This window comes from Paraliobacillus quinghaiensis (assembly GCF_003426025.1).
GTDB classification, from domain to species: Bacteria; Bacillota; Bacilli; order Bacillales; family Amphibacillaceae; genus Paraliobacillus_A; species Paraliobacillus_A quinghaiensis.
The window spans coordinates 203881-216697 of sequence record NZ_QJSH01000001.1 but is presented as its reverse complement, the minus strand read 5'-3'; the positions used below and the strand labels follow the sequence as shown (position 1 = coordinate 216697).

Sequence of the window (12817 nt, the reverse complement as noted above, 5' to 3'; positions counted from 1 at the left end):
TACCCCATTTAATATATTAATATTATAATGATTAGTTCTTATATTATCATACTTTTTTTATATCTAAAACACGAAATCCAGCTCTTTCGAGTTTACGTTTTAACTTATCTACGTTAACACCTTCATCTACTTTTAACACAATTCTTCGTGCTAATTTATCTGTTTCATCAAATGTTGTTATAGAAATGATATTTACATGCAGATGTTTCATGATATCTGCTAATCTAGCGAAACGCCCAGATGATTCTTCAGATGTAAAGGAAATTCTAAGACCTGTTTTTTTCTTACCAAAGGTACTTTCAAATTGTTCAATTACATCAAAACGACTTACTATCCCAATGAATTTCTTATCTTGATTCACAACTGCTAGAATCGGAAATGCTTTGAAACTCTTCAATGTATTTTCAAAGACATCATCTTCAGTAATATACAAATCTTCATGTGTCATAATCTCTTTAACTGTTGTATCTTCTAAAAATTTAGATTGCTCTTTATCTTCATAAAAGGAAGCTTTATAAATACCTTGTTTAGATACCATGCCACAGAAAATGCCTTGTTTGTTGATAACTGGCATTGCTTGGATATCCTTCTCATTCATTAATTCAAGTGCTTTTTTAACCGTTTGCTCTGTTGATGCAACAAAACATTGATAAACTGGTTTCATGGTACTTCTTACGAACATATCAATCACCTCATTCTTAAAATTAAACTTTGCTTTTGAATAATATTGTCAATCGTACGCTTTAATTATTCCCTTTCCTTTATATTTCAAACTTTCAATTATTATTATACACATATGACAAGCTTATATGCCATAGAATCAAGTATATTGATAATTTTAAATAAGGAGGTTTCTATGTGAATCAATCAAACACTAGATATTACTATCCCTATATCAGCCCACTTGATCCTTGTCCACCAATTGTGCGTAAAAGTTATTCCACTCCACCACATTTATTTATGGGGTTTCAACCACCTAATTTAGAACAATTTTCTACTGCAAGAGAAGCACTTTTTAGTGGCACACTTTGGCCTGCATTATTTGATCCATACCCACCTAAGAAAGGGAGGGAAGAAGCTTGAGTACACCAAAACAAGTACCCCAGGAGTACTATGATCTGCTTGAAGAAATTCAAGCAATTGATTTTGTTTTAGTTGAACTAAATTTATACCTAAACACGCATCCAAATGACACGGAAGCCATCCAACAGTTTAATCAATGTTCTTATGAAAGTAGAAAATTAAAGAAACAATTTGAAAAAAAGTTTGGTCCACTTATGCATTTTGGAAAAAGTTATTCTGGATACTCATGGAACTGGGATAACCCACCATGGCCATGGCAAGTGTAAAGGAGGAAACCTAATTTGTGGTATTATGAGAAAAAATTACAATATCCTGTCCGTGTTCGTGATTGTAATCCTCGTTTAGCAAAATATTTAATTGAGCAATATGGTGGTGCAGATGGTGAGTTAGCTGCCGCACTTCGTTACTTAAATCAACGCTATACTATCCCTAATAAAGTTGTTGGTCTATTAAATGATATCGGTACAGAAGAATTTGCTCATTTAGAAATGATTGCAACAATGATCTATAAATTAACAAAAGATGCAACACCAGAAGAAATGAAAAAAGCAGGCTTAGCACCCCACTATGCTAACCATGATAATGCACTATTCTATCATAACGCGGCTGGGGCTCCATTTACTGCAACTTATATCCAAGCAAAAGGTGATCCGATTGCAGATATATATGAAGACATCGCAGCTGAAGAAAAAGCTCGAGCTACGTATCAATGGTTAATTAATATATCAGATGATCCGGAAATAAACGATAGTCTAAAGTTTTTGCGGGAACGTGAAGTTGTTCACTCTCAACGTTTTCGTGAAGCGGCACAAATATTAATAGACGATAGGGGCAAAAAACAATTTTATTAACTTACTGTTAACCAAATTAAAAAAAGCAAAACGACAATGTTAATCTATGTCGTTTTGCTTTTTTCGATTTGGTAAGAAAATTTGTTGATCTTCATACAACTTAATTGTTTCTAGTTTATTAATATCACGCAAATATGTGGTCAAATAAGTTGAACCATAATAGACTTCTGCAATTGAGGCTAAAGTATCTCCTTCTCTTACGGTATAATACTTCCCTGTTAGGTCTGTAGTTACGTTATCAATTTGAACTTGTATTGTGATCTCATCAGAAAAACGCATATGAACTGGAACAATACTTACTTTCTCACCTGCTGGATGTGCATATTCACTGTTTTTTTCGGCAGAATGTAATAATTCATCTCCCCACTTATTATAAGTTAGAATAAGTGCAACAATGATCAGGAATAATACTAGTAAAAATCGAATAAATAGAAAACTAATTTTCCATTTTGTTTTCTTCTTTTTATCATCATGCACATTGCTCCGTGGTGGTAAATTCAAAATATCAACATCTGTCACTGATATATGGTCGATTGATTTTTCAGAAATCGCTTCATCCTGGTAATCTTGAGCTTTAGTTGATTGTTGTTGTATTTGTTCCATTTGATCTCTAAGACTTGTTGCCTGATCTTCAAAGTTGTACTTCAATCTATTTTCCCCCTAAAAACCTGATGTATAATGCTAGACCAAAATCAATAATGAAGTGTGTAGTAATAGTCACTAATAAATTGTTAGTTAACTCAAATAACCATCCGATATAGAAACTTAGAGCAACTACTCCAATAAATAAAACTGGTTTAAATAAATATCGAATATGAATTATAGCAAAAAACAAACTAGTTGTGATGTACCCAATAGTTGGTTGTAATACTCCCCTAAATAATATCTCTTCAGAAATAGCAACAACAACTGTTAATAGGAAAATTTGAAAAACTGTACTGCTTCTAAATATTTTTTCATTTATTCCGCCATCATCCCAGTATTTCTTAGGAACAAATTGATACATGCTAATATCAACTGCTACAACAAGAAATCCCGGTAATACACCGATTAAGAATATTTCAGATATGTTCCATTTGAATAAATTAATAAAATACTCAAATGTATCATACAAAAACCACCCTAATGCACAACTAATAAGTAATAGTATTCCTTGTGTAAGATATACCTGAACCCTTAATTGTTCATCTGTCATCTTTGCAATTAATTCTGCTTGACTATGTTTCATTTTCTGCCCCTTGTTGTAAAAATAGTGCTGCCAACTCAAGTTCCCAACTAGTAGTTTCGGTTTGTGATGATTTTATTAAAGGTTCCCATTTTTGAAAACTAAAATCACAAAGATCACAACAAAGAAAATCAGGTGTTTTAATTGTCGTTTGGAAAGAATGAAATAACTGCTCTCTTCGACAAGATGTCCCACTAACCCAGGCAAGTATCTCTTGTAGTTTTTTCATTTTATAATGATTTCGCTCTTCTATTTTTTGTTTGATTGATTCAATCACTTCTATCCTTTTATTATATATCGGCATAAATTGATTTTTTTTAATCATATCATGTTTTTCAAATTGAAACTGTAAAAATCGCCACTGTACTTCATTTATTTCAAATCGTTCCATTATTAAAGTATGACTATTAAGTGCCTGTGTTTGATCAGAGGTAGCAACTTGCTCCAATGCATTTACAATTGATGTAATCTGCTCTTCCTTTGGTAATTCTGACTCTATTAAACGTTTTGGTAAAAGATCATCAAATGGAGCATATAAAACTAGACTCACACTAGATAATCCATCCCTTCCAGCACGTCCTACTTCCTGTATAAAGGATTCAATCTGAGTTGGGATATGGTAGTGTACAACTAACCGTACATTTGGTTTATCTATTCCCATTCCAAATGCACTTGTACAACAAATGACATCAAGTTGGTCTTTCATGAATTGCTGTTGAATCAATGTACGATCAAGTGGATCCATCCCTCCGTGATAAAAAGAAACACGTAAATTTCTAAGTTTTTCATCCAAGATACGAGCAACAAGCTCTGCCTCTTTTTTACTAGAAAAATAAATCATTGCTGGTACTGGGAAAGTTGTCAGTACTTCTTCTAAATAGTTGATTTTATCTTGTTTTGATTGACAGTTTTGAACGGAAAAGGCAATATTAGTTCGGTCCATGGGATAGACGTGTTTGTTAAAAGGCAACTCGTCTAATTGCGTGATTATATCTGCTTGTACTTCTGGTGTTGCTGTGGCGCTTAAAGCTAATATAGGTGGGTACTTTAACGCTTGAATAATTGTGTTTAATTTGAGATAATCTGGTCTAAATTCATGTCCCCATTGAGAAATACAATGCGCTTCATCTATAACAAATAATGAAATGGACATTAGTTTTAGCCGTTTAATTAACTGTTCATTCTGTAACATCTCAGGAGAAACATAAATTAATTTATAAGTCTCTAACTGTTCAAATAAAATATGTCTTTCCTTATAGTCAACAAAGCTATTAATTGCTACAACATCTTTAAATCCTCTAGCTTTTAATTGTTTAACTTGATCAGACATAAGAGATAGTAACGGTGATACAACAACAACTGCGCCACCTAATGTTATAGCTGGAACTTGATAACAAAGGGATTTCCCTGAACCTGTGGGTAATACACCTAAAACATTATGACCAGCTAAAACATCCTCAATAATTTCTTTTTGTCCTGTTCTAAAAGAGTTAAATCCAAAATATCTGTATAAAAGTGTTTCTAAGTCTTCCATCGTATTATTCACCTCCAATAGCTTTCGTTTTTGAATAAGCTAATACTAAACGAATTTCGAAATAACTGTATCTGCCTTCTAAATAGTTTTTAATCTGCTTTAATTTGGTTGTATCCAACTGTTTTACTGCTGTAATAATTGTATCTATCGTTTTCTGTTCAACAAATTGAGTTATAACAAAGTCAGAATCTGTGAATGCAATTTCTATAACGTGGTCTTGTATTGTACTTATTTTCAGATTTCTAATTTTAGCGATATGATTCAAATCAAAACCTTTATTTAACCATCTATTTGTTTTCTTCGCTGAATCAGTCATAAATTTTTCTGCGGAATTAATGTCAGTATAAAAACATTGAATGTATTTTAAATTATTATAATTGCTTTCAATGTGAACTATCAATTTATGAATAACAATTGTTTGATAGATGTGAATATCAGTTTCCTTTACATAGTATTTCTTTGCAAGTTGATCTTTTGTTAGACCTATTTTTTTATAACCTGATAAACGCTCCACAAATAGGTCGGCTAGCAACGAATCAATTTGTTTCAAAAAATATTCCAGCTCTTGATAGACACCTGTTAACCACTCTTTAATATATACATTATACTTGGAATAATGTTGTTTGACCCACGATTGCACTTCTTTGTTGTCGGTAATTGCAACAAAAAAATAATTGTTATGCGCTATATTTGTATAGGTTTGTATCCACAGTTGTAGACGTAACCAAAGTAAATCACTGTTACGGGTATATTCCATTCCGTTTAAATCTTTTATTAGGTGATTGTATTCTTCTTTTTTTAAAAATGCATCTCCATCCCCTGTAATATGCGCATTATCTTGTGAGTCTAGTGTAATGTACTTCTTTTTTTGTAATTCATATATTTGTTGTTGAAAGAGACTTCTATGCATCCCTTTATAAATACCGAAATATGCTGTTAGTTCATACATATTTGCATCTTGCAATGTCTGTGCAGATCGTTTACCAGAAAGTAAATGAAATATAGAAGCAGTACTGCGCTCACTTTTTATCTTTTTAATACATTGCAGTATGATATAATCAAGTATCATTTTTTACTTCCTTTCGACTTTGATCACTACTAATATCTTATCTTCACTTAACTTATTTGTCGATTATTGCAAAATAAATAGATTACATGTAAAATAAGATACATTGGAAAATAGTTTTACTGTATTAAAGAGGTGAATAGACATGGCGCATTATACAATTGTAGATAAAGAAACGTGTATTGCATGTGGCGCATGTGGAGCAGCAGCTCCTGATATATATGATTATGATGATGAGGGGATTGCTTTTGTTCTCTTAGATGATAATACAGGTACTGTTAAAATACCAGAAATATTGGAAGAAGATATGTTAGATGCACGCGAAGGTTGTCCAACTGATTCAATCAAAATCGCTTCTGAGTCTTTTGATGAAGACCCATTAAAATTCGAAAAGTAAAACAATACATAAAAGTGAAGTGACCAGTCAATTGGTCACTTCCTTTTATTATGAGCTATTTTTTAACAGTCATTGTACTTTTTAATATTTGGTAGCGAGTAAGAAATCAAGACTTACTAGTGCGTATATTATTTAAACTACGTCGTAAGATTTGAAGGAACTCCTACTTTAAATTAATGCAATATTTTTGGGTTGACACCATCTGGGACAGGTATACTTTCTTGAATTGCATAGTCCCCGACCATCTTGTTATCAATCGGAATAATAAATTCAACTGTTTGATAACCGAAACTTTTAGCTGTCATTAAAACAGCTTCAATCATGTTTGCTGTAGTTTGATTATTACCAAATTGCTCGAATTCAGAGAAAGCAATTGTAAATTGTTCTGTCCCTTTCTCTATAATTTCAAAACTGGTATTTAAAGGGATAGGTGCCTTTACATTAAAATCTTCTTCATTAATTTGCATGTTTTTGAATGCTTCATCAATAGTATCTACCTGATTGTTACTAGTAGGAACAAGTAACCTTTGTTTATCTTCTAATTGATAAATTTTATAAACTTGATTTTTAATTTCTTGTAAAGGAAATGTTTCTTTTGTACCAAATATCCCTAAATCTACTTGTTCACCAGAATCTGATTGGATAATTAATTCATCAATACCATATGAGCTGAACATTAGATTTACTATCTGCTGAAACATATATGCGTTACTTTCTCCATCAGGAAACTGGTAACCTTCAGGGAATTTCATGTAAATTTGTTGATTATTATTAGTGAATTCAAACTTAATATTTTTAAAGGGAAATGTTGCAACACCTAAAGCTTCCTCGTCTACAAATGTATCAATTCGATTATAATAATCAATAGGATCTCCAGTAGAAGATGCATCAACAAGTGTAATAGGAATAGCATATTGGTTATATTGACCAGCTACTGCAATGGTGAATAATTCTTCTTGTTCATATTGTTGATAGAAAACCATACTGTCTATATTCTCAACCGCATCTTGCATAATGGTACTCTCTTCGCCACCATCTATGTCTGCACCATCATCACTTGAATCTAATGTTAATTCTTCACTTTCAGTTAATGAATACCGATATTCGTCAGAAGAAGATGTCATTCTATCACTATCACTAATTTTTTCATTAGCCGTTTCGAAAGGGCTGGTAATTGAACTTTGAACAAAAATGAAAATTAATGCACTCGCTACAAGTGCTACACAAGAAGGAATGAGCCATGGTAAATAACGTTTTTGTTTTTTTTCGGAAGTTAATTCTTCTTGTATTTTGTTAAATAAGACATCTTTAGATTGACTATCATTTATTTTAGGCATGTTTTTCAACTTCTGTTCAAGGTTATTTTCAGAGGTTCTATTATGTTTCATGACTATTCCCCCCTTTCTATGTTGGAAGCACGCATTAATTCTTGTAACTTTTTAAGTGCACGATGTTGTGTAGTTTTTACTTTACTTGTTGAACAATTCATAATTTCAGCTGTTTCTTGGATAGAAAATGATTGTATATATCTTAAGATAATTACATTTTTTTGATCTGTACTACACTGATCTAGTTGTTTGTATATAGTTTGCATTTCATCATCTAAGATAACAACTTCTTCAGGTAAAGAAGCTTCATCTTTTAATTGGGGATCACTTTTATCCCAGTTAAAAAAATCTACAATTTGTTGTCGTTTACGTTGTTGTTTACGAAAATAATCCATTGTAGTATGTCTAGCTATTGAAAAAAGCCATGTCTTTTCACTGCTCTCCCCTCGGAAAGAATCATGTGCCCTAAGAACTTTAATATAAACTTCTTGAATAATATCTTCTGTTAGTGTTTTATCCTTAACCATATAAAAAATATATTGAAATAAATCTTGATGATATTTTTCATAAAATATTTCAAACGTGGCCTTCAACTATAAGACCTCCCGTCCATACATAATTAGTCGCACACCAGCACATGAAAGTTACAATACTTATAATATTTATTTATGTAGGTATTTCTTGAAAATCAAAGCTAGAGGTTTGTATAATAGTACTACAAAAAAAGAATTTCCAATCGCATGATAAAAATCAAAAGGCAGACCCGCAAGGTAATATCCTAAAAATTTTCCAGATATAAAATAGTTTGTAAGAGCAAAAACAGCTCCATAAAAAAAACCAGCAAAAAGCCCAAAAGCAGTTAATAGGAAAGTTGGGTATTTAACTGAAAATTTCCCTAGTAAGCCACTTCCCATCCCAATCAATGCCCAAGCAATTATTTGCCAAACTGTCCAAATTCCCATACCCAAGAATAAATTTGATAGATATGTTGATAACACGGCTAACAAAATTGCGGGAATTATTCCTAAGAAAAAACCGGATATGATTATTATCGTTGTAACTGGTTGAATATTAGGAAGAAACTGAAATGAGACTCTTCCTACAACACTTAAGGCCGCTAACATGGCTATTAATGTAATTTTATAAGTTTTTTGAATCCTCATTTACTAATCCATACCATGTAAATCAAATACGACAACATCATCTGGTGACAAATTGTATTCACCAGCACCAACATTTGGAGATTCTCCATTCACCTCATATAACCAATAAAGTTGTTGATCATCATCCTGTGAAATGCCCTCAATTGATGTTACAAATCCAGCACTAGTAACTTCAACTTCAAAATTCTCTCTTAAAACATCTAATAGTACGTCATCTTGCTCAATTCCAACAGATTTTGTTGAAATCACTTCTGCTCCGTTATCCTTTGAAATAGTGATTGTTACAGTATCATCGCTATTACTTTCTGAAGTAGAATCATTTGGTTCCGGTTCAGCACATCCAAATAGAATTGTGAGACTGATTAATAATGTAAAAAGTAAAATAATTTGTTTTTTCATACTTTATTCCTCCATAATTTTTATTTTAAAATAATTTACCTATGGAGGTTTAAACGTTATCCTAATAACCACAATTAAATAAGGTCAAATCAAACGCTCAATCCTCGAAGGTTTGATTAACTAGATTAATTGGTAGGTCTACTGACTTATACATTCACCTAATCTGAACCCTTCCCATATAAAAAATTATTATATAGTGGATATGTTCATTTCGTTTGTATTTACAGTTGCGAGGACAGTTCTGGTTTTCCACCAGATTCCCTGTTGTAGTGCTTACACCAATCAAACTATTTATTCACTTAATATTTTTCGGAATTCTAAAGGTAAAGCTGGTACCCTCATTTTTCTTACTTTGTACCGTAATAAATCCTTTGTGTGCTTCAACAATATTTTTGGCAATAGCCAAACCCAGACCTGTACCTTTTTTGCCAGCTTGACGTTTTCTAGACTTGTCAGCCTTATAGAATCTTTCAAACACAAATGGCAAGTCATCTTCTTCAATTCCTGAACCATTGTCGGCAATTGAAAATTGTATATAATCCCTTTCGTCTTTAGCAGAAACCAAGATGTGACCATGTTCCTGTGTGTGCTGAATAGCATTGTCAATTAAATTAGTAAACACTTGTTCCATTCGGTCTGGATCAATAAATAATGATAATGTTTTATTATCATTATTTTGGTTTAATTTAATATCTTTTTTAGTTGCTAAGCCTTGAAACTTACGAATGATCCGATCAAGAAATAATTCGACCTGAATATTTTCTTTTTTCAATTGAATGTGTCCCGCTTTAATTCTAGCAAGGTCTAGTAATTCATTAACTAACCTACCCATACGTAACGATTCATCATGAATAATTTGGGCTAACTCATTCTTTTCTTCATTCGATTCAGCGATATCATCAACTATTGCTTCACTATACCCCTGCAAAAGAGATATAGGTGTTCGTAACTCGTGTGAAACATTAGCTATAAACTCTTCACGTAACTTGTCCATTTTGCGCTCTTCTGTCATGTCTCGGATTACAGCTACAACTCCACGGACATTGGTCTGATCATACAATGGTGACATAATCATAACCCAGTTACGTCCCTGGATAGTTACTTCACGTAGTAATTCCGACTCTTCTGTAATAACTTCGTCCATTAATGACATCATTTCATCAGGTAAGGCAGCTTCATCGTCCATGTTTAATTGATAACGCCAATTCTGTAAAAAATTTTCAATAGGTGGATTAGATACAACAACAGAACCTTCCCTATTTATTGTGATAACACCGTCTGCCATTGAATGTAAAATGCTATATAATTGCTCTTTTTCTTGACGTAATGCATCAATATTGTAATGTAACTGTCTTCCCATTCGGTTAAACGCCATGGACAATTCACCAATTTCATCATGAGTTAAGATAGGTATTTTCGTTCTAAACTCACCTTTGGCTAATTCAAGTGCACCTTCACGCATTTTAATTAATGGTGCAGTAATTCGTGTAGATAGAAAAAATGCAAAAATTGTCATTAAGACAATTGCTATTGCTGCTGCTAACAGAATAATACGTGTGGTTTGATCCGAAGTAGCTGAAACAATATTTGATGATTGGTAAACAAAAATAGTCCCTGCATTATTGTTCGTTCTTAATCCACTAATCAGTAACTGCTTGCCATTCACAATACTTGTTTGCTCTATTTCATCTATTTGTTCATCCCAGAAAGAAGAAAAATCGTCATTTTCTAAAAGCCATTCTTGAGAAATAGTTGGCAGAGACTCATCGCTACTATCAGAAATCCAGCTACTGTTTTGTTCATGATATAGAATAAAAATGCGACTTGAAGAATCTTTAATAGTTTCTGCTATGTCTTCAACAAGATCACGATCTTGATAATCGACCAACAATGTAGAAACTTGCTTTCCTGTTTCTAATAGCTTGTGTTGTGCTTGATCAGTATGGTATTGCTCAAAGAACTCTAGTAGAAAAAAACTAATAATAGCCAAAACAATAAAAATTACTAGTAAAAATGTAAACCAAAGTTTCCCAACTACACTTCTCCAAAAAAACATTATTCTTCTGCTACTTCAAACTTGTAGCCTACTCCCCAAACTGTTACGATCATTTTTGCTGCATCTTTAGAAACCTTATTTAATTTTTCACGCAATCGTTTTACATGTGTGTCAACAGTACGTAGATCTCCAAAAAATTCATACTTCCAGACTTCCTTTAATAATCGTTCACGATCAAACACTTTATCAGGAGCACTCGCCAAAAAATGTAATAGTTCGTATTCTTTTGGTGTCAATCCTACTTCAACACCATCTGCTAATACACGATGGGCATCGTTATCAATTAGGATATGTGCGAATTCTAGTACATCTTTTGTTTTACTTTCAGCAGTAGGTACAGGAATAGTAGAAGACCTTCTCAATAACGCCTTCACTCGAAGTACGACTTCACGTGGACTAAATGGCTTTACTATATAATCATCAGTGCCCACTTCGAATCCTTCCACACGATTTGCCTCTTCCCCTTTTGCGGTTAGCATGATAATTGGTGTTGCCTTTTCTTCCCGAATCTTTCTGCAAACTTCTATTCCATTTTCACCAGGTAGCATTAGATCAAGAATAATTAAAGTAAAGTCATTCTTCAATGCAAGTTCTAAGCCGATTTCACCGTCTTCAGCTTCTTCAACACTGTATCCTTCTCGTTCTAAATACATACGTAGCAATCTTCTAATTCTATCTTCATCTTCCACTATGAGTATATTATTATTTTCATCCATCCCAAATACCCCTTTCTATCCACACTCATCCCCAAAAATAACGCTTCTCTCTTAGTAGTAAATTACAACGAAGGTTCGTCTGCTCAATCCATTCTTCTACATTTTTTGCATCATACAGATGTATTGTAGCATTCTATCATTAATTGTAACATTGGCGCACCAATGTTCATACAAGTATTGCCCGACAAGACGATTTAAGTCTACACCCTAAAAACTTTATATTTTATTCAACTCTATTATGTTCGTTTTGACTGATTGCGTAACTGTTTCACTTCATGTGGAGTTAATTCGCGATAGTCGCCAGGCTGCATTCCTTGAAGTGTAAGAAGGCCGTATTGCTCTCTTTTTAATTTCATAACTGGATGATTAACAGCTTCAAACATTCTTCTTACTTGACGATTTTTTCCTTGATGTAAGACTATTTGCATAATAGTTGTCTTCTTTTGCTCATCTGTTGATAATATTTTAACATGAACAGCTTTTAATTCTTCACCTTCAGATTTAACACCTTTTCTTAAAGCCTTAACAGCTTCTTTAGATGGAATCCCTTCTATTTTCGCGACATAAACTTTGTCAACTTCATGACTAGGATGCATCAGCATTTGTGCGAAGTCTCCATCATTAGTTAATAACATTATACCTGAAGTATCGTAATCTAATCTTCCCACAGGATAGACACGTTCTTTTAATCCATGCATAAGATCCGTGATTACTTTTCGCCCTTTATCATCTTTAAGGCTAGAAATAACTCCTCTTGGTTTGTACAAAACATAATAAACTGGCTGTTCCTTTTCAAGTGGCAGGCCATCTACTTCAACTTTATCGTCTTGTGTAACTTTCGTACCTAATGTTTTAACAGTCTTGCCATTGACTTTAACTTTACCATCCTCGATAAGTTTTTCAGCTTTTCTTCTTGATGTTACACCACTTTGTGCAATTACTTTTTGTAAACGTTCTTCATTATTAGACATTTTATCACCATAATTTCATTCGATTTTT

The 12817-nt window shown here is 32.8% G+C and carries 16 protein-coding genes and 1 riboswitch; of the genes, 4 read left to right on the top strand and 12 right to left on the bottom strand.

What is annotated here, in order from left to right; genetic code table 11:
* Positions 1 to 46 precede the first annotated feature (46 nt).
* Positions 47 to 682, bottom strand: a complete 636-nt coding sequence (locus D2K40_RS01100; protein WP_117152093.1) for a CBS domain-containing protein — start codon at positions 680 to 682, stop codon at positions 47 to 49.
* A gap of 176 nt (positions 683 to 858) precedes the next feature.
* Between D2K40_RS01100 and D2K40_RS01095 the strand changes: the two genes are divergently transcribed.
* The 3 genes from D2K40_RS01095 to D2K40_RS01085 are packed head-to-tail and all read left to right on the top strand — an operon-like array spanning position 859 to position 1934.
* Positions 859 to 1083, top strand: a complete 225-nt coding sequence (locus D2K40_RS01095) for a spore coat associated protein CotJA (protein WP_117152091.1) — start codon at positions 859 to 861, stop codon at positions 1081 to 1083.
* Entirely contained in the window at positions 1080 to 1349 is a 270-nt protein-coding gene (locus tag D2K40_RS01090; RefSeq protein WP_117152089.1) for a spore coat protein CotJB, read from the top strand. Before D2K40_RS01095 ends, D2K40_RS01090 begins: the two co-directional genes overlap by 4 nt.
* A gap of 15 nt (positions 1350 to 1364) precedes the next feature.
* Complete coding sequence (locus tag D2K40_RS01085) at positions 1365 to 1934, top strand: manganese catalase family protein (RefSeq protein WP_117152087.1); 570 nt, start codon at positions 1365 to 1367, stop codon at positions 1932 to 1934.
* A 39-nt stretch (positions 1935 to 1973) separates the two neighbouring features.
* Here D2K40_RS01085 and D2K40_RS01080 read toward each other — a convergent pair whose 3' ends face one another.
* The 4 genes from D2K40_RS01080 to D2K40_RS01065 are packed head-to-tail and all read right to left on the bottom strand — an operon-like array spanning position 1974 to position 5762.
* Complete coding sequence (locus D2K40_RS01080) at positions 1974 to 2582, bottom strand: LysM peptidoglycan-binding domain-containing protein (protein WP_117152085.1); 609 nt, start codon at positions 2580 to 2582, stop codon at positions 1974 to 1976.
* Position 2583: 1 nt separating this feature from the next.
* Entirely contained in the window at positions 2584 to 3162 is a 579-nt protein-coding gene (locus D2K40_RS01075) for a CPBP family intramembrane glutamic endopeptidase (RefSeq protein WP_117152083.1), read from the bottom strand.
* Complete coding sequence (locus tag D2K40_RS01070) at positions 3152 to 4693, bottom strand: RecQ family ATP-dependent DNA helicase (RefSeq protein ID WP_117152081.1); 1542 nt, start codon at positions 4691 to 4693, stop codon at positions 3152 to 3154. Before D2K40_RS01070 ends, D2K40_RS01075 begins: the two co-directional genes overlap by 11 nt.
* A 4-nt stretch (positions 4694 to 4697) precedes the next feature.
* Positions 4698 to 5762 carry a YpbB family protein gene (locus tag D2K40_RS01065; RefSeq protein WP_117152079.1) on the bottom strand — a complete coding sequence of 355 codons (1065 nt, stop codon included), beginning with the start codon at positions 5760 to 5762 and terminating at the stop codon, positions 4698 to 4700.
* Between the two features lie 142 nt (positions 5763 to 5904).
* Between D2K40_RS01065 and D2K40_RS01060 the strand changes: the two genes are divergently transcribed.
* Positions 5905 to 6156: a ferredoxin gene (locus tag D2K40_RS01060; protein WP_117152077.1), complete on the top strand. Its 252-nt coding sequence runs from the start codon at positions 5905 to 5907 to the stop codon at positions 6154 to 6156.
* Between the two features lie 173 nt (positions 6157 to 6329).
* On the opposite strand, the gene D2K40_RS01055 is transcribed toward D2K40_RS01060, so the two are convergent.
* The 7 genes from D2K40_RS01055 to D2K40_RS01025 form a co-directional block, all read right to left on the bottom strand.
* The gene (locus tag D2K40_RS01055; RefSeq protein WP_117152075.1) at positions 6330 to 7544 is read right to left on the bottom strand and encodes a hypothetical protein; all 1215 of its coding nucleotides are present in this window, start codon (positions 7542 to 7544) and stop codon (positions 6330 to 6332) included.
* 2 nt (positions 7545 to 7546) lie between these two features.
* Positions 7547 to 8077 (bottom strand): sigma-70 family RNA polymerase sigma factor, encoded by a 531-nt coding sequence (locus D2K40_RS01050; RefSeq protein WP_117152073.1) that lies wholly within the window; start codon positions 8075 to 8077, stop codon positions 7547 to 7549.
* Positions 8078 to 8146: 69 nt separating this feature from the next.
* The gene (locus D2K40_RS01045; RefSeq protein ID WP_117152071.1) at positions 8147 to 8647 is read right to left on the bottom strand and encodes an ECF transporter S component; all 501 of its coding nucleotides are present in this window, start codon (positions 8645 to 8647) and stop codon (positions 8147 to 8149) included.
* 3 nt (positions 8648 to 8650) lie between these two features.
* On the bottom strand, positions 8651 to 9046 hold the full coding sequence (locus D2K40_RS01040; RefSeq protein ID WP_117152068.1) for a DUF4430 domain-containing protein: 396 nt from the start codon (positions 9044 to 9046) through the stop codon (positions 8651 to 8653).
* Between the two features lie 114 nt (positions 9047 to 9160).
* Positions 9161 to 9344, bottom strand: a riboswitch (cobalamin riboswitch).
* Positions 9342 to 11102, bottom strand: a complete 1761-nt coding sequence (locus D2K40_RS01035; RefSeq protein ID WP_117152066.1) for an ATP-binding protein — start codon at positions 11100 to 11102, stop codon at positions 9342 to 9344. It overlaps the preceding riboswitch by 3 nt.
* The gene (locus D2K40_RS01030) at positions 11102 to 11818 is read right to left on the bottom strand and encodes a response regulator transcription factor (protein ID WP_117152064.1); all 717 of its coding nucleotides are present in this window, start codon (positions 11816 to 11818) and stop codon (positions 11102 to 11104) included. Before D2K40_RS01030 ends, D2K40_RS01035 begins: the two co-directional genes overlap by 1 nt.
* A 236-nt stretch (positions 11819 to 12054) precedes the next feature.
* Positions 12055 to 12789 (bottom strand): pseudouridine synthase, encoded by a 735-nt coding sequence (locus D2K40_RS01025; RefSeq protein ID WP_117152062.1) that lies wholly within the window; start codon positions 12787 to 12789, stop codon positions 12055 to 12057.
* Positions 12790 to 12817: the final 28 nt, after the last annotated feature.